14 protein-coding genes are annotated in these 20,325 nt (G+C 39.5%); 9 read left to right on the forward strand and 5 right to left on the reverse strand.

The features are described 5' to 3' along the window. Positions 1-2: 2 nt before the first annotated feature. Entirely contained in the window at positions 3-947 is a 945-nt protein-coding gene (locus ACLCDL_RS01180; protein ID WP_423146160.1) for an alpha/beta hydrolase, read from the reverse strand. Positions 948-1,262: 315 nt separating this feature from the next. On the opposite strand from ACLCDL_RS01180, the gene ACLCDL_RS01185 reads away from it, so the two are divergent. From ACLCDL_RS01185 to ACLCDL_RS01225, 9 genes are all read left to right on the forward strand, one after another. Next, complete coding sequence (locus tag ACLCDL_RS01185; RefSeq protein ID WP_423146161.1) at positions 1,263-2,282, forward strand: GntR family transcriptional regulator; 1,020 nt, start codon at positions 1,263-1,265, stop codon at positions 2,280-2,282. A 338-nt stretch (positions 2,283-2,620) separates the two neighbouring features. Continuing rightward, positions 2,621-3,673 carry an L-rhamnose/proton symporter RhaT gene (gene rhaT / locus ACLCDL_RS01190; protein WP_423146162.1) on the forward strand — a complete coding sequence of 351 codons (1,053 nt, stop codon included), beginning with the start codon at positions 2,621-2,623 and terminating at the stop codon, positions 3,671-3,673. An 18-nt stretch (positions 3,674-3,691) separates the two neighbouring features. Next, a complete protein-coding gene (locus ACLCDL_RS01195; protein ID WP_423146163.1) occupies positions 3,692-5,818 on the forward strand; it encodes a bifunctional aldolase/short-chain dehydrogenase in 2,127 nt (708 codons plus the stop codon). A 28-nt stretch (positions 5,819-5,846) separates the two neighbouring features. Next, positions 5,847-7,121 (forward strand): sugar isomerase, encoded by a 1,275-nt coding sequence (locus ACLCDL_RS01200; RefSeq protein WP_423146164.1) that lies wholly within the window; start codon positions 5,847-5,849, stop codon positions 7,119-7,121. Continuing rightward, positions 7,121-8,512 (forward strand): FGGY-family carbohydrate kinase, encoded by a 1,392-nt coding sequence (locus ACLCDL_RS01205; RefSeq protein WP_423146165.1) that lies wholly within the window; start codon positions 7,121-7,123, stop codon positions 8,510-8,512. The genes ACLCDL_RS01200 and ACLCDL_RS01205 overlap by 1 nt, the downstream gene beginning before the upstream one ends. Continuing rightward, on the forward strand, positions 8,509-9,249 hold the full coding sequence (locus ACLCDL_RS01210; RefSeq protein WP_423146166.1) for a (Fe-S)-binding protein: 741 nt from the start codon (positions 8,509-8,511) through the stop codon (positions 9,247-9,249). Before ACLCDL_RS01205 ends, ACLCDL_RS01210 begins: the two co-directional genes overlap by 4 nt. Then, positions 9,246-10,625 (forward strand): lactate utilization protein B, encoded by a 1,380-nt coding sequence (locus ACLCDL_RS01215; RefSeq protein WP_423146167.1) that lies wholly within the window; start codon positions 9,246-9,248, stop codon positions 10,623-10,625. Before ACLCDL_RS01210 ends, ACLCDL_RS01215 begins: the two co-directional genes overlap by 4 nt. Then, positions 10,618-11,202: a LutC/YkgG family protein gene (locus tag ACLCDL_RS01220; RefSeq protein ID WP_423146168.1), complete on the forward strand. Its 585-nt coding sequence runs from the start codon at positions 10,618-10,620 to the stop codon at positions 11,200-11,202. Before ACLCDL_RS01215 ends, ACLCDL_RS01220 begins: the two co-directional genes overlap by 8 nt. A gap of 348 nt (positions 11,203-11,550) precedes the next feature. Next, the gene (locus tag ACLCDL_RS01225) at positions 11,551-12,348 is read left to right on the forward strand and encodes an SDR family NAD(P)-dependent oxidoreductase (protein WP_423146169.1); all 798 of its coding nucleotides are present in this window, start codon (positions 11,551-11,553) and stop codon (positions 12,346-12,348) included. 71 nt (positions 12,349-12,419) lie between these two features. Here the strand turns inward: ACLCDL_RS01225 and ACLCDL_RS01230 are convergent, their stop codons facing one another. The 4 genes from ACLCDL_RS01230 to ACLCDL_RS01245 all read right to left on the reverse strand — a co-directional run bounded on the left by ACLCDL_RS01230 (position 12,420) and on the right by ACLCDL_RS01245 (position 20,303). Beyond that, a complete protein-coding gene (locus tag ACLCDL_RS01230) occupies positions 12,420-13,577 on the reverse strand; it encodes a zinc-dependent alcohol dehydrogenase (RefSeq protein WP_423146170.1) in 1,158 nt (385 codons plus the stop codon). Between the two features lie 316 nt (positions 13,578-13,893). After that, a complete protein-coding gene (locus ACLCDL_RS01235; RefSeq protein WP_423146171.1) occupies positions 13,894-15,309 on the reverse strand; it encodes a vanadium-dependent haloperoxidase in 1,416 nt (471 codons plus the stop codon). 18 nt (positions 15,310-15,327) lie between these two features. After that, complete coding sequence (locus ACLCDL_RS01240) at positions 15,328-18,606, reverse strand: VCBS repeat-containing protein (protein WP_423146172.1); 3,279 nt, start codon at positions 18,604-18,606, stop codon at positions 15,328-15,330. Positions 18,607-18,680: 74 nt separating this feature from the next. Further along, entirely contained in the window at positions 18,681-20,303 is a 1,623-nt protein-coding gene (locus ACLCDL_RS01245) for a SusD/RagB family nutrient-binding outer membrane lipoprotein (protein ID WP_423146173.1), read from the reverse strand. Positions 20,304-20,325 lie beyond the last annotated feature (22 nt).

The raw sequence follows: 20,325 nt of genomic DNA on the forward strand, positions 1-20,325 counted from the left end.
ATTCATCCTTTAGATGGAATGTATTTCATTTTAATCATCCACTCTTTAACCAGATCCATCCATTTCACGCTACTCGTTTTATTATTCATTCCATAACCGTGGCCTCCTTTTTCGTATAAATACAGTTCAACCGGCACCTGATTTTCTTTTAATGCTTTTTCGAATACTAAAGAATTCTTTACACTGAGCGGATCATCTTTAGCATGCACAAGAAAGGTTGGAGGAGTTTTAGGAGTTACCTGCAACTCATTCGAATATTCTTTTATTTTCTCTGGCGAAGGATTTTTTCCCAGTAGTTGCTCTGCCGAACCCGAATGTCCGATGCTGTCTGTAAAACTTATTACAGGATATACCAGAATCATAAAGTCAGGCCGCAGGCTGGTATGTTTTGGATTTGCAATATATTCCTTATTAAAATGCGTTCCAGCAGTAGATGCTAAATGCCCACCAGCAGAAAAACCCATAATGCCAATACGATTTTTATTAACACCCCATTTTACTGAATTTTCCCGAACCAGCTGTATTGCACGCTGTGCATCCTGCAATGCCCCAATTTCCCGGTTTATCATCGTTTCATCACTTGGAATCCGGTATTTCAACACAAAAGCAGCAATACCGCTTTCATTAAATTTCCTGGCAACGTCAGCACCTTCATGGCCTGCCGCCTCTACCCAGTAGCCGCCGCCGGGGCAGATTATAACTCCTGCCCCGGTAGCTTTTTCCTTTGACGGCAAATATATCGACAGCTGCGGACGGCTAATCTTGCTGATTATTAAAACACTGTCTTTATTAATTTCAGATTTCTCCTCGTCTGTGGTTGGTATTGAATTAGGAATACTGCCTTTATAAAGCGGAATTACCGTTTGCGAAAAACTGTTAACATAGGTTCCTGCTATTAATAAAAACAGTAGCAGACAACATTTAAAAGAGTAATAATAACTGGTCATATATTAAAATTGGTATTTATTACAGATCAATTTGAAAGAGCTTTTCAAAATTCAGTGAATTAGCAATCTACTTTAAAATATAAAACTATACCCGATATATCAATTATGATTAGCGGAGAGATCAGGTATAATCAGTTTTTTACCAAGTTATAATTAGTAAATTACAGCAGTATCCTGCACTGTCCTGATTTTTATTAAAAACCGTTAATTTTAATACTAAAGCATAAATTTTACGGCTAAACGCTTGCACCCGCCTTTACTTTAACTTTCACAAATTGTATCTTTAGTTATCCAATTAAACCAACGCTTCCTGTCATGAAATTTGATTTAAAGTTATATTTCCAGGAGAATAAACCTTTATATATTCAGATATCTGATTCTATTATAAATTCAATCAGCCTGAAAAAATTAAAGCTGGGCGACCGTATTCCCTCCATTAACCATTTAAGCGAAGAACATCTGCTGTCGCGTGATACGGTAGAGAAAGCTTACAAAGAATTGATGAAAAAAGGGATCATCACTTCTGTAAAGGGAAAAGGCTATTACATAAACCGGGTAGATGTAGAGAAGAAATTACGTATTTTATTAATCTTTAATAAATTAAGTACCTACAAAAAACAAATCTACGACAGCATTATTCATACACTGGGCAGCAATACCACTATCGATCTAAGTGTTCATCATTCTAATATTGATATTTTCAGCAGTATAATCAATAAAAATGCAGGCAGCTATGATTATTATATGATTATGCCCCATTTTTATACAGATAATGAAAAAGCTGCCGAAATAATTAAACAACTACCTAAAGAGAAAGTAGTTATACTGGATAAAAAGCTTACAGACCCTGCATGTTCTTATGCTTGTGTTTACCAGGATTTCGAGAAAGATATATTTGAAGCCTTAAAAGATGGTTTTCCTCTTATTCAGCGATATAAAAAGCTGATTCTTGTTTTTCCAAAATTAGTTCCTTATCCCGCAGAAATAGCCAAAGGATTTAAGTTGTTCTGCATCTATAACACGTTTGACTTTAGTATTATTCACGGAATCGAGGCATTCAGCCAAATAAATAAAGGTGATGTTTATATAGTTATCGAAGAAACAGATCTGGCAAATCTGATAAAAATATGCCGGCAATCGCACTTAAAACCCGGGCATGATATTGGGATCATTTCTTATAATGATACTCCTTTAAAAGAAATTTTGCTGGAAGGAATTACTGTAATCTCAACAGATCATGAATTAATGGGACGTACCGCTGCAACATTGATACTTGAAAATAAATGTACTAATATCAAAAATCCATTTTCGCTGATCAGAAGGAATTCTCTGTAAATATGGACAATCAAGTATCTCAATGTCCCCACTTTTTTACTCTGATATTTCAAACTTTTATAAAAACAAAAAAACCGGATAAAAGCAGGATAGTGCAGGTTGCAGATAAAATAAGTAAAAAATACTTTTACAAACCTTGTTAAAACCTATTCCGAGCTATTTGAAGGAGCTGCAATGACGGCAATAAATTTTAAATGTCTTTACAACAGCAATAAATCAGCAAAACGAATAAATAAACAATTGAACGCTTTATTACCGTTAAAATGGATAAAATTATAGGAAAGGATATTATAAAAACTTCTACTGGTCAAAACTTTATCGTAACATAAACAAAAAATATGCAGGCACTCATAGGAGTTTTTTTTCATTTTATAGGAGGTTTTGCCTCGGGAAGTTTTTATATACCTTATAAAAAAGTTAAAGGATGGGCGTGGGAAAGTTACTGGATTGTAGGAGGAATTTTTTCCTGGCTGTTTGTTCCTTTTATTGCTGCGTGGCTTACTGTTCCAGGTTTCATGGAGATTATTAAATCTGCCAACTCAACTACCATCTTCTGGACTTATCTGCTGGGAGTACTTTGGGGAATCGGCGGACTTACATTTGGGCTGGCCATGCGCTATTTAGGAATGTCTCTGGGCATGTCGGTAGCGCTGGGATTTACTTCGGCATTCGGTTCTTTAGTACCTCCCATTTACCGAGACCTTGTTCTTCATCAAACAGAAGGCAGCTTTTCAGCCATGTTAAAAAGCCAGGGAGGCAATGTAGTTTTGGTTGGAGTATTAGTTTGTCTGATTGGAATTTATATCTGCGGAAAAGCCGGTATGATGAAAGAAAAGGAGCTTTCAGATGAACAAAAAAAAGAAAGCATCAAGGAATTTAATATTACAACCGGATTGATCGTTGCCATTGTTTCCGGTATTTTGAGTGCCTGCTTTAATTTTGGTATAGAGGCAGGCAAGCCAATGGCCGAGGTTGCAATAAAACAAGGCAGTAATCCGCTGTTTCAGAATAACATAATTTTTGTGGTGGTTTTATGGGGCGGTTTAACTACCAACCTGATCTGGTGCATGATCTTAAATACTAAAAACAAAACATTTAAAGATTACACCAACAAGAAATCTCCGCTGTTGCGAAACTATATTTTTTCTGCCCTTGCCGGTACCACCTGGTTTTTACAATTCTTCTTTTACGGAATGGGCGAAAGTAAACTGGGCAACGGTGCCAGTTCATGGATACTCCACATGGCCTTTATTATTTTAATTTCCAACATGTGGGGAATTCTATTGCATGAATGGAAAGGCGTAAGCCGGAAAACATTTTTAACAATTTTAACAGGAATAGCAACCATTTTATTGTCAGTAGTTTTAGTAGGATACGGCAACTCGCTATAATATAATTTCAAGAAAAATATGTCAGAATTTACAACAAACACAGCCTTTAAACATGTAAGTTACTTATGGGATGAAGCCGAAGCTGCAAAACTTGCGGGAGATGAAGTTGGCCTTTTGATCTACCGGTCAAACCTGTTGGGAGCGGATTTGCGATTAACAAATTATGGCGGTGGAAATACTTCCTGTAAAGTAACTGCTAAAGATCCGCTTACAGGAACCGACACAGAAGTAATGTGGGTAAAAGGCTCGGGAGGCGATCTGGGCACGTTAAAACGAAGCGGCCTTGCTGCTTTGTACATGGACCGTTTTCTCAGTTTAAAGAATGTGTATAAAGGTATAGCCCATGAAGACGAAATGGTTGAACTCTTCAACTACTGTATATTTGATTTGGATTCGAAAGCGCCTTCTATTGATACTCCCCTTCACGGATTTTTACCTTTCAGGCACATTGACCACCTTCATCCCGACGCTGCCATTGCTATAGCTGCAGCAAAAGACGGTAAAAGAATTACCGAAGAGCTATTTGGAGGAAAGATCGGCTGGGTAGAATGGCAGCGACCCGGATTTGACCTGGGATTAAAATTACGGGAATGCCTGAACCAGAATCCCGGCATCAGGGGGATTATGCTCGGATCTCATGGTTTATTTACCTGGGGCGATACCGCTTACAAGAGTTACGTAAATACTCTTGAAGTAATTGAGAAATGCGCCACCTACCTCGAGGAAAATTACGGGAAGAAAAAACCCGTATTCGGGGGGCAAAGAATTCAAAGCCTTGAGCCGGAAAACCGAAGAAAACAGGCTGCTGCCATTGCACCTGTTTTAAGAGGATTTTGTTCCAGCCAAAGAAACATGATAGGGCATTTTACTGATGATCCCCGTGTATTGGAATTTATCAATTCCAATGACCTGGACAGGCTGGCCCCTATGGGTACAAGTTGCCCCGACCATTTCCTTCGCACTAAAATCAGTCCGCTGGTACTTCCTTTAAATGCAACGGAAGATCTTTCCGATACAAAGATTCTGAAAGAAAAAATAGCTCCTTTATTTGATAGCTATCGCAGCATGTACACCGAATATTACGAAACATGCAAACATCCTAACAGCCCTGCTATACGCGATACAAACCCTGTCATTATATTATATCCGGGCATTGGCATGTTTTCTTTTGCAAAAGATAAGCAAACAGCAAGAGTTGCTGCCGAATTTTATATCAATGCCATAAATGTAATGAAAGGTGCTGAAGCTATTTCAGAATATACATCCCTACCGCGGCAGGAAGCTTTTAACATTGAATACTGGCTGCTTGAAGAAGCAAAACTTCAGCGAATGCCAAAACCGAAAGCACTTTCAGGTAAAATAGCTTTAATAACCGGAAGTGCAGGAGGTATAGGTAAAGCCATTGCAAAAAAGTTTATTGAAGAAGGAGCTGTTGCTGTAATTAATGATAACGATGCCAGCCGCCTGGAGAACGCGGACAACGATTTTCAGAAGCAATATGGAAAAGACAGTTATACTGCGGTAATTCTCGACGTTACTCAAACTAACTCTATACAAGCTGCATTCAATGCTGCCAACCTTGCATTTGGAGGCGTGGATATTATTGTAAATTGTGCAGGCTTATCCATATCAAAACCATTGGAAGAACATACGGAAGCAGACTGGGATATTTTATACGATGTATTGGTAAAAGGCCAGTTTAAGGTAACGCAGCAAGCAGTAGAAACAATGAGGAAGCAAACCCTTGGCGGTGATATTATAAACATTGTAAGCAAAAATGCCCTTGTATCTGGCCCTAATAATGCCGGTTACGGATCTGCAAAAGCTGCACAATTACATCTCAGTCGCTTAAATGCCGCTGAGCTGGGTGCAGATAAAATTCGTGTTAATGTGGTTAACCCCGATGCTGTTATTTCCGATAGTAAGATATGGCAAAGCGGCTGGGCTGAAGGAAGAGCAAAAGCATACGGAGTTTCGGTAGAAGAACTACCGGCATATTATGCCAAACGGACTCTGCTAAATGAGATTATATTGCCTGAAGACATCGCCAACGCATGTTATGTACTGGTGGGCGGTTTAATGAATAAATCTACCGGTAATGTATTAAATGTAGACGGAGGTGTTGCGATGGCATTTGTAAGATAATCTGAAATATTTTTAATCTAACACGATTATGAACCTGGAAAAATATCGCATAGAAGAATATAATAATTGCCTGTTGCAAAAACATAAGCAGAAGTTTGAAAGCATAGCTGCCGATATTCCGGCTATTGAAAATATTATACAAAAACTGCTGGATTTTCAGATAGCCATTCCAAGCTGGGCGCTTGGAACAGGTGGAACCCGCTTTGGCCGGTTTTCCGGCGGCGGTGAACCCCGCAATCTGGAAGAAAAGCTGGAGGATGTTGGATTGCTGCATGCACTTAACGCATCCTGCGGAGCAATATCACTGCACATTCCCTGGGATATTCCTGAAAATTATGCCTCAATAAAAACACAGGCGTCTCAGCTCGGATTAAAATTCGACGCGGTTAACTCCAATACTTTTCAGGACCAGCCCGGGCAAAAGCGAAGCTATAAGTTCGGATCCATGCAGCATGTAGATAAAGCCGTACGTAAACAAGCCATTGAGCATAACATTGAAGTTATTAAACACGGAGTTGAACTTGGCTCCGAATCCTTAACTGTCTGGTTATCGGACGGCTCCTGTTTTCCGGGTCAATTAAACTTCAGGAAAGCTTTTCAAAACACACTGGAAAGTTTACAGGAAGTATATGCCGCTTTACCAGACAGCTGGAAAATGTTTGTTGAATATAAAGCTTTTGAGCCTAATTTCTATTCTACTACCGTTGGAGATTGGGGACAATCTTACCTGTATGCAAGTAAATTAGGGCCTAAAGCATACACTTTAGTTGATCTGGGGCATCATTTACCCAATGCAAATATTGAACAAATTGTTTCTTTATTGCTGATGGAAGGAAAATTGGGAGGCTTTCATTTTAACGATTCCAAATACGGCGATGACGACCTTACTGCCGGCAGTATAAAACCCTATCAGCTGTTCCTTATTTTTAATGAACTAGTTGAAGGAATGGATGTACGCGGAATGGAACATGCAACAAGCCTGGGCTGGATGATTGATGCATCTCATAATGTGAAAGACCCCTTGGAAGACTTGCTGCAATCTGTTGAGGCTATTATGATTGCCTATACGCAAGCATTGCTTATTGACAGAACTGCTCTGGCGGAAGCGCAGCTAGCAAACGATGTTGTTCGCTGCCAGGAAATTTTACAGGAGGCGTTTCGCACTGATGTTCGCCCCATTGTAGCAGAAGCACATGTACGTGCAGGGGCAGCAATACAACCGCTGGAAGTGTTCAGAACGTTAAAAGTGAGAGAAAATTTAATAAAGGAAAGGGGTTCTAAAACAGTAGCCACAGGATTATAATGATGTATAAAATACCGGTAATAGCTATTTTTGATATAGGGAAAACAAATAAAAAACTTCTCCTTTTTTCTGAAAACTACAAGTTGGTTCATCAGGAGTCGGAGAACCTGCCGGAAACAGTTGATGAAGATGGATTTCCTTGTGAAGATCTTGAGGCGCTTTGCAAATGGGTTTTAGACACTCTTAAATCCGTAATTGAATCAAACTTTGAAATAAAAGCTATTAATTTTTCAACCTATGGGGCAAGCTTCGTATACTTGGATCAGTATGGAAAACCTTTAACTCCATTGTACAATTATTTGAAACCTTATCCGGATAAACTCAAATCAGCATTTTACCAGAAATACGGCGGCGAGGCTGCTTTTTCAGAGAAAACCGCATCTCCGGTTTTAGGAAGTTTAAACTCTGGTATGCAGATTTACCGGCTTAAATACGAAAAACCTGAACTATTTAAAAAAACAGCTCATATTCTTCATCTTCCCCAATACATAAGCTCCCTGATTACCGGAAAATACTTTTCTGATATTACCAGTATCGGGTGCCACACCAACCTGTGGGACTTTACAAAGAATGATTACCATTACTGGGTAAAAGAAGAAGGAATCCTTGAAAAATTAGCGCCGATAGTGGCCTCTGATTCTGCAGTACAAGCGGATCTCCCCCAGTATGACTTTGCTGTAGGAGTAGGATTACATGACAGTTCTGCGGCGATGATCCCTTACCTTAATTTCCACGATTCTTTTGTACTAATTTCTACCGGCACCTGGTGTATAAGTTTAAACCCTTTTAACCATTTGCCCTTAACACAAAACGAATTACAACAGGATTGTTTATCTTATATCCAGTACAAAGGCACCCCGGTCAAAGCGTCCAGGCTTTTTACGGGTTACGAACACGATACCCAGGCACAACGGATTGCAGGTCATTTTAAACAGAATCCAAAGCATTTCAAAGCGATTGAATTTCTTCCGCATATTTTTAACAGGCTTACCGGTAATAACTTTGAGAAGTTTAAAGCAGAGCTGATGAATAGGCCCTTACAACAATGCCAGTTCTCGCAAAGAGATCTTACTTCCTTCAGTTCAGATACGGAAGATTATCACCAACTCTTATTGGATCTGGTTGCCCAGCAATACCAATCAACCAGCCTTATTTTAAAAGGAACAAACGTAAAACGAATTTTTGTTGACGGAGGATTCAGCAAAAATTCTGTTTATATGAATCTGTTAACTTTATTCTTCCCGGAAATGGAGATTTTTGCCACTTCCATGGCCCAGGCAACCGCCATGGGTACAGCCCTGGTAATGCATAAGCACTGGAACAATAAGCCTATTCAAAACGATATTATCAAATTAAAATATTATTCTACAACCCAGCACATTGCTTTATGACTATAGGGCTTTTTATTCCCTGCTATGTTGATCAATTTTATCCGAAAGCAGCAATAGCCAGTTTACAACTGCTTGAAAAACTGAACCAAAATGTAATTTATCCTTCAAAACAAACCTGTTGCGGACAACCGAGGGCAAATTCCGGCTACGAACATCTTACCATGGGGTGCAATGAATTGTTTATCCGGAATTTTGCTGAATTCGATTATATTGTAGCTCCATCAGGCAGTTGTGTTCTCCATATTAAAGAGCATTTAAAATCTGAAAAATACGCTGCTGAAGCTGCTTCTGTAAGAGAAAAAACGTATGAATTGGTGGAATTTTTAACTGATGTGCTTCAGGTAGATAATTTATCTGCATACTTCCCTTATAAAGTTGGTTACCACCAAAGCTGCCATGGTCAACGAGGATTAAAACTTTCGCAGATGACAGAAGTAGTTGAAAAACCATTTTCAAAGCCTCACAAATTACTTTCGATGGTTAAAGGTATTGAACTTGTTGAGCTGGACAGGCAAGACGAATGTTGTGGCTTTGGAGGTACTTTTTGCGTTGCGGAAGAAGCTGTTTCTTATAAAATGGGAAAAGACAGGGTCGCAGATCATTTACAGCATGGAGCTGAATTTATAACAGCCGGAGACATGTCGTGTTTAATGCATATGGAAGGAATTTTACGCCGGCAAAAAAGCAGTGTTAAAGTGCTGCATATTGCAGAAATACTTAATTCTGAAGAAGTATGAACAACGTAAATGATCATGCGGAATTAGCAGAAAAATTCAATGCGGATGAGAGTCGGGTTAACTGGTTTGATGAAACGTTGTGGTTTGTACGCCAAAAACGAGACAAGGCTGTTCATGCAATCCCCGAGTGGGAACAACTGAGGCAATCTGCATCGGAGATTAAAAACCATGTCCTTTCAAATCTTTCTGAATATCTTCTTCTGTTTGAAAAAAATGCAGGTGCAAATGGTGTAACCGTACATTGGGCGGCAAATGCACAGGAACACAATGAAATTATTCACTCCATCCTGAAAAAGCATAGCATTGATAAAATGGTAAAGAGCAAATCTATGCTAACAGAAGAATGTCATTTGAATGAATACCTGGAAGAAAAAGGCATAGAAGTAATTGATTCTGACTTGGGAGAACGGATCGTTCAGCTTGCAAAAGAACCTCCAAGCCATGTTGTAATGCCTTGTATCCATAAAAAAAAGGAGGAAATCGGGCAGATTTTTCACGAGCATTTAGGTACAGAAGCAGGCATTTCCGATCCGAAGATATTGACAGAAACTGCAAGGCAGCATTTAAGAGAAATATTTCTTACACGCAAAGCCGCTTTAACAGGAGTAAATTTTGCCGTGGCAGAAACGGGCGAATTTGTGGTATGTACCAATGAAGGGAATGCCGATATGAGAGCCCACCTGGCCGAAGTACATATTGCGGCAATGGGGATAGAAAAATTGATCCCTGAAAGAAAACATCTGGGAATATTTCTTCGTTTGCTGGCAAGAAGTGCAACCGGCCAGCCTATTACTACCTATTCAAGCCATTTTTGCAAGCCGCGTAAAGGACAGGAAATGCACATTGTACTGGTAGACAACGGACGCAGTACACAATTGGGGAGAAAAGATTTCAGAAACTCACTAAAGTGTATTCGTTGCGGAGCTTGTATGAATACCTGCCCTGTTTACAGAAGAAGTGGTGGCCACAGTTATCACAATGTTATCAGCGGTCCTATAGGTGCTATTTTAGCCCCTAATTTAGATATGAAAACAAAGGCCGACCTGCCCTTTGCTTCTACCCTCTGCGGCTCGTGTTCAAATGTATGCCCTGTTAAAATTGATATTCACAACCAGTTATATAAATGGCGCCAGGTGATTGTAAAAGAAGGATATTCAGATGGTAAAAAAAGTGCAGGAATGAAATTAATGGCTGCTGTATTAAGTTCTCCAACCTTGTACAGGTTTACAGGAAAAGCAGGAAGGCTGACTTTAAAATATGTCCCTTTTGCAGTCAATAATAAGTTTAACCCCTGGTTTAAGCACCGTGAAATGCCTGAACCTCCAAAAGAATCATTTTCAGAATGGATTCGCAAAAACAGGAATCAATATGAGTAGCAGAGATAAGATATTGGAGGCAATCAGAAAGAATCAGCCTGAAAAGCTGCCTCTACCGGAACTATTTGAATTCTTTTACGCTGAAGACCTAAAGAATACTTTTACAGAAACAGCTATTTCAATCGGAAGCAGTGTTATTGAAATTGAAACGTTTGATGAAATTAAAAAATTTATCAGGAATACTTGCAGTACCGATTCCCGCATTGTTTCTACCCTTCCGGAATTAAAAGATATTGCAGAAACAGATATCTTCGGCCTTGCTCCTCCTCATTTGCTCGGGAATGTTGATCTTGCTATTCTGAACGGAGATTTTGCTGTAGCAGAAAACAGTGCTGTATGGATAACTGAAGAATCAATGAAACAAAGGGTTCTTCCGTTCATCACCCAGCACCTTGCTTTAATAATTGATAGCAAGAGAATTGTGTCCACTATGCAGCAGGCTTATAAAAAAATCGGAACTGACAATTACGGCTTCGGTACTTTTATTGCAGGTCCGTCAAAAACAGCTGATATTGAACAATCTTTAGTTCTTGGAGCACACGGACCGAGAAGCCTTACTATATTTTTATTAAAATAGAGGCAGCCACACCTCCACATCGGAATTTCGAAATGTTGCTTATTGTTAAAACTGAGGATTGATTTTGTTATGGGATCCATGCTTTAAAATGATCCGAACATACAGATGAGTCTTCTATTTCTTTATATCAAAGAAGATTCTTAGTTGCCGATTTAACAATGGATAATATTTTTTCCTAACAGAACTTGCTTCTGCTAACCCATTCATTGAAGATGTTATATTATCATATTTCTTGCTTATTGTGCTGTAAGAAACAAAAGGAATTGGCTCATGTTCGGATTATAACATTTGATTTAAAACAAAACACTCTTCAGCAAACAAAGTTGAATAAAATAGACAATTACAATCATGACAACAAATAAGAACTATGCACTTATAACCGGTGCAACAAGCGGAATTGGCTATGAACTTGCTAAACTCTTTGCCAGAGAAAAGTACAACTTGATAATTGTGGCCCGCAGCGAAGAGGAACTGCAAAAAACAGCGCAGGAATTAAAACAGCAATATGCTGTTGAGATAGTTTCTATTGCGAAGGATTTATTTCTGCGGGAAGCACCTTTTGAACTATATGATGAAGTAAAAGCACAAGGTATTCAGGTTGATATTTTGGTAAATGATGCAGGGCAGGGTGAATACGGCAAGTTTGCAGAAACAGATATTAATCGTGAACTTGATATTATTCAATTAAATATCGGAGCCTATGTAGTACTTGCAAAATGTTTCCTGAAAGAAATGATTGCGAGGAATGAAGGAAAGATTTTGAATGTTGGCTCGATAGCGGGAGAAATTCCCGGCCCCTGGCAATCGGTTTATCATGGAACAAAAGCTTTTGTTAATTCATGGACCGAAGCAATCCGGAATGAGGTAAAAGATTACAATATCACTATTACCTGTCTTCTTCCGGGAGCTACCGATACCGACTTTTTCAATAAAGCAGATATGGAGAATTCTAAAATCGTACAGGAAGGCAAACTGGATAATCCGGCAAAAGTTGCTCAGGATGGCTACGATGCATTAATGTCCGGAAAAGGAAGTGTTATATCAGGATTTAAAAACAAAATGCAGGTTGGGATGGGAAAAGTATTACCGGATAGTATAGTTGCAGAACAGACGAACAAACAACAGGCACCTGCAGATAAACAGTGAGTGTCGTCTTACTCAAAAAATAAAAGCTCCGGGTGGAGCTTTTATTTTTTGAGTATTGGAAAAACAAGTTGTTAAGGTTTCAATACTACTTTAACACAGTCATCTTCTTTATTTTTAAATATATCGTAAGCATGAGATGCCTGATCTAAGGGAAGTGTGTGTGAAATAATATCGTTTAACACTACTTTCTCGTCTTTAACCAATTGGATCAAATGATCGAGGTAATTTAAAACAGGAGCTTGTCCTTGCTTTATTGTTATACCCTTATCAAACATCCGGTGAACAGGAAAGTTATCATAAGGAGAACCATAAACACCGACGATAGAAACTGTTCCGGCACGTCGAACGGCTTTAAAACAATTTTCAATAACTTTTGAGGTCCCTTTTTCAAAATTGACAACAGCTTTTGCTTTTTCAAGAATATTTCTTTCGGCTTCAAATCCAACAGCATCAACACAAACATCGGCGCCTCTGCCACCTGTCATTTCCCGTATTGCTTCAATCGGGTCAACTTCATGCGGGTTGATAGTTTCTACTTTATTAACCAAACGGGCTTTTTCAAGACGATAATTTAAAGGGTCAATCGCTATTACACGGCTTGCTCCGTTTAGCCAGGCTGCTTTCTGCGCCATTAAACCTACCGGCCCCGAACCAAATATGGCTACAACTTCTCCTCCTTTTAGCTGTGCCCAATCTATTGCCGACCAGCCTGTCGGGAAAATATCGGTTAAAAACAGCACTTGTTCGTCCGTCATATTTTCAGGAACAATCCGAGGACTGATATCGGCATAAGGTACCCGTACATATTCAGCCTGACCGCCGGAATATCCGCCATACAGATCTGTGTAGCCGAATAAGGCACCACCTTTTCCATCAAGCATGTCTCCTTCCGGCCCGTAATGTTTATGATTGGAATTTTCACAATGCGGAGTAGCGCCATGGGTGCAAAAGAAGCAGTGGCCACAGGCTATAGGGAATGGCACTACCACTCTGTCGCCCCGTTTAAGCCTGGTAACATTTGAGCCAACTTCCTCCACTATTCCCATAAATTCATGCCCCATAATCATGTCTTTGGCTTGTGGAACTCCGCCATCATAGATATGTAAATCCGATCCGCATATCGCTGTAGAAGTTACTTTTAAAATAACGTCGCCGGAATCTTCAATACGGGGATCTTCAACCGTATCAACGCTAATATCTCCGGGTTTGTGAAATACTGCTGCTTTCATAGTGTAAATGTTAAGGTGATGTTAGATGCTAACAATAAGTAATTTATTCGGTTTCCCGGAATTGGATTTTGAAGATGATTTTTTAAAACAGGGAACCGAGGATGTTTATTTTTTCCGCTATACCAGCTCTCTCAGCAGATTATTATAATTTAACAGTACTCAAGTACTTTCATCATTCTTATGGCATTAAATTAAACTTTTGCCTAATTACTAAATGATTTAATTTCTGCGAATGCTATAATTTTAAGGAAGAGGGTACTCTCAAAGTAAAAAACTTAAAACACAAAAGGATTTAATGTATTCGTGTTTACAAAAACTATTTCCCTGCAACATCCTTTTCATTGGTTTTTAGAGAAGACTGACTTAGACCTAATTTTCTTACTATTGACTCTCCGATTTGTTTTCCTTGTTTCTGCCCGTTCTCTATTGCATCCATGTAATGTATTCCTCCGTAAAACCTTGAAATAGCCGCTTCATCAGCGGCCTGTATAAAGGATTTGAACTTACGCGGTTTCAATTCAAACATAAGTTCAGTGTCATCGGTATAGCTAAAATTATTTCCCAATAAGCCGGAAAGTATAACAGCTACTGCTGTTGATGCCACACTGTGACCCGAGGGATATTCTGGAAATGGAGGTGTTTGTAGCATGGGCTGCCAGCTTACATCAATATTTCTGTTGATAAATGTTTCAGGCCGTATTCTATTGCTCCGATATTTTTCATCCCAGCAACTAATAAATGCGTCATGCAGAGACAAGGCTACTAATGTATGGGCAGTAATTACAGCTTTCATATCGAGCTTAGCCTGTTGGCAGGCAATACCGGTTATATTCATCCAATGAGCTCCCGGACTAATTTTTTTAAATCCTAAAGACATGTGACCGGCTGTGACTAAGGCGAAAGGATTACAGTCCCAAAAAGCAGCTATTTCCTTTTGTTCAGATGTAGCATTTTTCGTCGCACTATATACATCGTGTGCTATTTTATAAAAAGCACTGGTAGAATCTTTACTAAAGTGAGTAGGTCGTTCAGGCGTAAACTGAGCAGCCGAGTCAATAAAGAAAGTACGTAATGTATTCCAATGCGGGTCTACCGGTTCCATATAAGCAGGCGGAGTAGGATACCAGTAACCTTCGCCCTTTGCAGGTGTATAACGAAGCCGGGAACTCAGCTTACTATATCCGTCTGTCTTCGACCACGCGACAATTTGCCTGCTTATATCCTGCGCTACAAGCAACGATGCGGTTATGGTCTGTTTAGTTATTTTGCTTTTAGTTAGAAAATTCAAAAAATCGTCTTCATTCTTCTGCATCATACTGCCCGACGGCAAAAGTGATTTTCCGGATTCGTAAATGCATAACACCGCGGCAATGTCTCGGTCATAGCCTTTAACATCCGTAAAATTGATCTTTGGATATTGGTTAATGTTTTTTTTCAGTGCAAATGTTTCTATATCGTTACCTGAAACTATTTCGTAAGCCCCTAACATGCAATAAGCAAAATATCTGGCAGCTCCGGTCGGCGACAATACATCGTGCATCATTACCATGGATAAGGAAAAAACCGCTGGCTTTACAGCATTCTCAAGATGAAGCGGTTTCTGAACGCTGAACGATTTTATGGGTAGAATCAAGAAAAAGGCCCCCAGCATTGTTGCTTTTGCATGGATCTTTTGTATTACCCTTGTAATTCTGATTTCTAGAAAGCTATTTAAATAGTTGATAAAGCTCATAGTTGCATACAGTTAGGGTTATTTGTAATTATAAAATTGCAGTTCCCCATCGGCCACGCCCACGACTACATAATTTTTATCGTTTATTGGAAATGTATCTGCAGATTTCACATCACCTATTACGTTGAGGCCAGATTCTGATTGATTTACATAAGAGAATTCACCAGTACCCATACCGATTAAAAGGCAGCCGAAATTAGCATCAATAGCTCCTATTTTTAACCTGTTATCTGAATGGTTGCCTAATAGTAATAAATCCTGCCTGCCGTCCCTGTTAAAATCGCCGGTAAGAACTTTTGTTACCATTGAAAACTGTGCTTCCACCGGTAAAACATTTTTTTCGTACCGTGGGCCCTTTTTTATAAAATACACGCTATTAGGTTCTGTGGCTGAAAGCTTATTGGCCTTTGCTAACTCTTCTGGTGAAAAAATATCCTTTATGGTAGCATCGGCATAGCTTTTATATGATGTAAATTTTTTGCGCATACCGTAAATCTGATCATTCAGTTCGTCGCGACTTACAAAAGGATAGCTTATTCCTTGTACATAACAGTTTAAAAACGGATCTACTGAACCATTGTTATCGAAATCTGCATAATACAACTCCAGCGGCTCTTTCTCTGAAAAATGAAATTGAATATTACGTCCAAGGTTACCGGCAATAATATCATCCTCCCCATCATTGTTAATGTCTGCAATAGTTAAGGTTTGCCATAAGCCTTTATTATCGTCAGTAAAATACGTATCGGTGCTGTCAATGAACTCGCTGCCGTTATTAATAAAAATACTTATCGGCATAAACTCTCCGCACAAAATCAAATCCGGTTTGCCATCCTTGTTAATATCGGTCCATGCAGCATCAGTCACCATTCCAACTTTTGAAAAAGAAGAAGGCGTTATTTCAAAAGTGTTGTTCCCTCTATTTGTTAAAAGATAACTATCAGGAATTACCGGATATTGCCCGGGAACAACTCTTGCTCCAACGAATAAATCTATTTTCCCATCTCCATTGTAATCGCATGGCCTTACACAAGATTTACTGCCGGCACTTACATCGGGAAGCGTAGTAACGGAGCGGCTGAAATTACCCTTTCCATCATTCAGATATAACTCGTCCTGAAGGGATGGCGTATTAGCTTCGAAAAGGGAATACCCTCCTTTAGCCATATACAAATCCGGATCCCCGTCATTATCGCTATCGAAAAAAACGGCTGCGCTGATTGTAGAGGCAGCCTCATCGCTGATGTTTTGAGGAACAGGTTTAAACGAGCCATCTTTTTGCTGAAGAAATATCTTTGCGGGCTCTGATTGATCTCCACTAATAAAAATATCTGTTAAACCATCCTTGTTAACATCTCCTTTTGCCATAACCGGACCTGTTTTGGAGTACATATACAATAAAAGCGGCTGCCGCTTAAAATCATTTTCTCTGTTGGATTGATTGGTATAGTTGATGAATGCAGGAGATTTCTCAAAAACGATATTCTTTTTAGTAGCAGGAGGTACTGACACAGTACTTTTATAGGTTATTTTAACCAGGGAATTTATTGCAGGAGTTGTTACTTTTTGCTGCGTTTTATCCGGCCAGATAACAAGTACCGAATCAATAACTTTCTCTTGCCCAATCCCAAAATGAGCAGTTGTGGAAACACAAGACAAATAGCCCCTGTTGGGATTTACCTCCAGGTACTGCAGGCCCTGCTTTGTATATAAATAAATTTTGGAACCGATGGCATTTAAATTGGGAGTTTTGAACTCCAGTTTAACTGACAAAAAATTATTTCCAGAGATTTCGCTGCTGTTGTTTCTGTAAATCGCTGCATCTTCATTTATCCTGTTAACAACAAGATCCAGGTCACCGTCGTTATCCAGATCAACATAAACGGCTCCGCTTGAAATATCGGGTGTTTGCAGCCCCCATTCTTCCACAGTGTTTTTAAATGTACGATCCTTGTTATTTCTAAAAATATAGTTGTGAACCTTTGTAGAAGGCATTGCGGTTATCAGGTCCATTAACTTTGCGGGTTCCCGGTCAATTGCTTTTTTCACCTTATAATCGCCCCAGTATTTTAAAAAGTCTTTATTTGTGTAATCCCGCAAATAGCCGTTTGTAACGAAAACGTCTTTATAACCATCATTGTCAAAATCAGCAAATAAAGGGGCCCAGCTCCAATCTGTATTAGACAAGCCGGATAATTGAGCTATTTCGCTGAATGTTCCATTACCATTGTTCAACTGAAGCATATTGCGCATGTATTGCTTCTGCAATCCCTGATTGAGCATCAACTGAAACGATTCATAATTCTCCTGTAATTGTAAAAGTTTTTGCCGTTTGTTATCCTCGGGCATCATATCCATATTTAAAACATCAGGTAAGCCATCATTATTAAAGTCAGCAATATCTACACCCATTGAGAACTGGGCAAGATGATTAAAATATTTTTCAGAAGATTCTGTAAATGTTCCGTTATGGTTGTTGATATATAAATAATCGGGTTCGTTATAATCATTGCTTGCATAGATATCCTGCCATCCGTCTTTATTAATATCTGCAATAGCCAGCCCTAATCCGAAATTAAGAGGGCTTTGGTATATTCCAGCCGATTTTGAGACATCTGTAAAGTGGGCACCGTCATTTCTGTATAGTTTATTACCTGCCAGGGAATCAATTAAATTCCTGTGACGGGCAAGTTCCATGTTGTCTATTTTTTTAGTGCTATGATTTAACAGAAACATATCCAGATCGCCATCGTTGTCAAAATCAAAAAATGCAGCCTGAGTACTGTAGCTTTTATCATCCAGTCCATACTGTTTCGCTGCCTCATCAAACTTCAAATTGCCTTTGTTAATGAATAGCTGATTCCGCCTGTTTTCATCAGCCACTTTGCCGGAATAGCACAAATAGATGTCGAGCAATCCGTCTCCGTTCACGTCCGCTATGGTAGTACCGGTTTTCCAGCTGTTTTTTCTTCCTTCCAATCCAGCACCCGCGGCTTTTGTAATATCTCTAAATTTCAGGTCTCCCAGGTTCAAATAAAGCCGGTTCGGCTTCATATTAGCGGTAAAAAAAAGATCTTCCAGACCGTCGTTATTAATATCGCCGACAGCTACTCCTCCCCCATTATAAAAATATTCATACGCCAGCACATTGAGGTTTTCTGTCTCACTAATATCATTTGAAAAGGCAATTCCAGTGTTTTTTGACGCTAAGGATTCAAACATCTTTTTTTGTCCCGAAGCAGATAAATAACAAGACAATGCAGTCAGCAGGAGAATCAGTCGGCTGTATCTGTTCATAATTAAAAGCATTAAACTGGTATCAACGGATTAAAATAAAAAAAGCAGGAGACATTCTCCTGCTTTTTTTATTATTACTTATCCCACCATATTTTTCCTGTCCAGGTATCACCGCCTGAAATATTTTCTGCGGCGTTGAGGTAATTGGCTCTATTGGAAGTTCCCTCGTCTAAAGGATATAATTGACGACGTGGAATTTGACCGCCAGAAAAATTTCCGGTATAATTAATCGGCGTTAAAGCAGGCAGCCCTGTACGTTTCCAGTTGTTCCATGCTTCTGAGAAGTTTAGCAAAATACCGGTAGTGGCCCAGTATTGCGTATTAATCATATTCAAAGCATTTGCCTGATTGCTAATATCCAAAGGATGAGCATTTGCATAGGTTGTAGCAGCAGCATCGCTTACTACTCCGTCTTTTAAGTTGTTCAATGATAAAACCCCGGCCTTTGCAGCATTAGAATAATGAGCGGCCGCTGATTCTCCGGCATTCCATCCTCTGATAGCTGCTTCCGCAAGCAATAATTCCGACTCAGCATACGATAAGGCATATACAGGAAGGTTCCTGTTTTTATAAACGTTTATTGAAGGACGGGAATATTTTCCAATAGGAGACAAATCGGTTCCGGTTCCTGTTCCTCCGGGATAGCCGGGGGCATTTGCAATATTTGACGGAGATGAGGCAATAATATCATAGCCGTTAGGAAGGCCTAACTGGGTGGCAAAGGTATTATCTCCGGCAAGATCCTGATTATTGGCAGCAGCAACACCTGGTTGCGGCACTTCTGCAATTGCTGATAGCCGGGGATCTGCGTTGCTTTTTAGATAGTCAATAAGTGTTTTACTCCAGCGCACCTGATTAAAATCAGTAGCGGTAAGCCACGCATTAATATTATTGTTTCCGTAGCCGTTAGCGTTATCGCTCCTGAAATAAACATCTTCACCGCTATTCAGGGTACCACCCGCGTAAGCTTTTTCTGCCCATGTTTTAGCAGCATTTGCATCTACTTTTACCAAACGCATGGCCATTCTTAACATCAAAGAATATCCAAAACGTTTCCACTTAGCCATATCACCGTTTAAAGAAGACACATCAACGGCAGGAGCGCTTTTTGACAGGTCAATACTATTTACTGCCGCCTCAAGGTCGGAAAGCAAATGAGGATACAACTCCTGCTGCTTATCATACACCGGGAGTGTAATGCCACTGCTTACCTGAAAGGCTTGTGAATAGGGAACATCTCCATACGCATCAGAAACATAGCTGATACATAACACCTTCATAATTGTGGCTACAGCTACCGAATTCACTTTCGCAGGATTGTTTCCATAATTTACAATAACTTCGTTGGCAAGCGAAGCCGCACGGCCTAAATCTTTCCAGCTTCTTCCTGTATAATCGTTCGTGTTGGAGGACGCCACGTATTTATCCGCATTCGCATAATAATCACCGCTGGTAGTTGCCATGGCAAAAATTTGCATCCAGCCGCTTTGAAAAAGTATAGGCCCTTCATATCCGCTGATGCCTTTTGCAAACTGCGCCTGGCTGTTGGAGATAAAATAATCAGAATTGAAATTCTGAGGGCTTGTTTGAGTGGGATCTGTATTGATCTCATTGAAATCTTTTGTACAGGAAAACAATGATATAATCAAAAACAGACCTGCATATTTGATAAGATACTGCTTCATTTTAATTTTCATTTTGTTATTAATTAAACTTCAG

The sequence above is a fragment of the Rubrilithobacter danxiaensis genome (genome assembly GCF_047272945.1).
In the GTDB taxonomy this organism is placed as follows: Bacteria; Bacteroidota; Bacteroidia; order Sphingobacteriales; family Sphingobacteriaceae; genus Rubrolithibacter; species Rubrolithibacter danxiaensis.

Bases quoted from the DNA above. Each gene is read 5' to 3' on its own strand.
- ACLCDL_RS01180 (WP_423146160.1), bottom strand. From the start codon at position 947: ATGACCAGTTATTATTACTCTTTTAAATGTTGTCTGCTACTGTTTTTA.
- ACLCDL_RS01185 (WP_423146161.1), top strand. From the start codon at position 1,263: ATGAAATTTGATTTAAAGTTATATTTCCAGGAGAATAAACCTTTATAT.
- rhaT (WP_423146162.1), top strand. From the start codon at position 2,621: ATGCAGGCACTCATAGGAGTTTTTTTTCATTTTATAGGAGGTTTTGCC.
- ACLCDL_RS01195 (WP_423146163.1), top strand. From the start codon at position 3,692: ATGTCAGAATTTACAACAAACACAGCCTTTAAACATGTAAGTTACTTA.
- ACLCDL_RS01200 (WP_423146164.1), top strand. From the start codon at position 5,847: ATGAACCTGGAAAAATATCGCATAGAAGAATATAATAATTGCCTGTTG.
- ACLCDL_RS01205 (WP_423146165.1), top strand. From the start codon at position 7,121: ATGATGTATAAAATACCGGTAATAGCTATTTTTGATATAGGGAAAACA.
- ACLCDL_RS01210 (WP_423146166.1), top strand. From the start codon at position 8,509: ATGACTATAGGGCTTTTTATTCCCTGCTATGTTGATCAATTTTATCCG.
- ACLCDL_RS01215 (WP_423146167.1), top strand. From the start codon at position 9,246: ATGAACAACGTAAATGATCATGCGGAATTAGCAGAAAAATTCAATGCG.
- ACLCDL_RS01220 (WP_423146168.1), top strand. From the start codon at position 10,618: ATGAGTAGCAGAGATAAGATATTGGAGGCAATCAGAAAGAATCAGCCT.
- ACLCDL_RS01225 (WP_423146169.1), top strand. From the start codon at position 11,551: ATGACAACAAATAAGAACTATGCACTTATAACCGGTGCAACAAGCGGA.
- ACLCDL_RS01230 (WP_423146170.1), bottom strand. From the start codon at position 13,577: ATGAAAGCAGCAGTATTTCACAAACCCGGAGATATTAGCGTTGATACG.
- ACLCDL_RS01235 (WP_423146171.1), bottom strand. From the start codon at position 15,309: ATGAGCTTTATCAACTATTTAAATAGCTTTCTAGAAATCAGAATTACA.
- ACLCDL_RS01240 (WP_423146172.1), bottom strand. From the start codon at position 18,606: ATGAACAGATACAGCCGACTGATTCTCCTGCTGACTGCATTGTCTTGT.
- ACLCDL_RS01245 (WP_423146173.1), bottom strand. From the start codon at position 20,303: ATGAAAATTAAAATGAAGCAGTATCTTATCAAATATGCAGGTCTGTTT.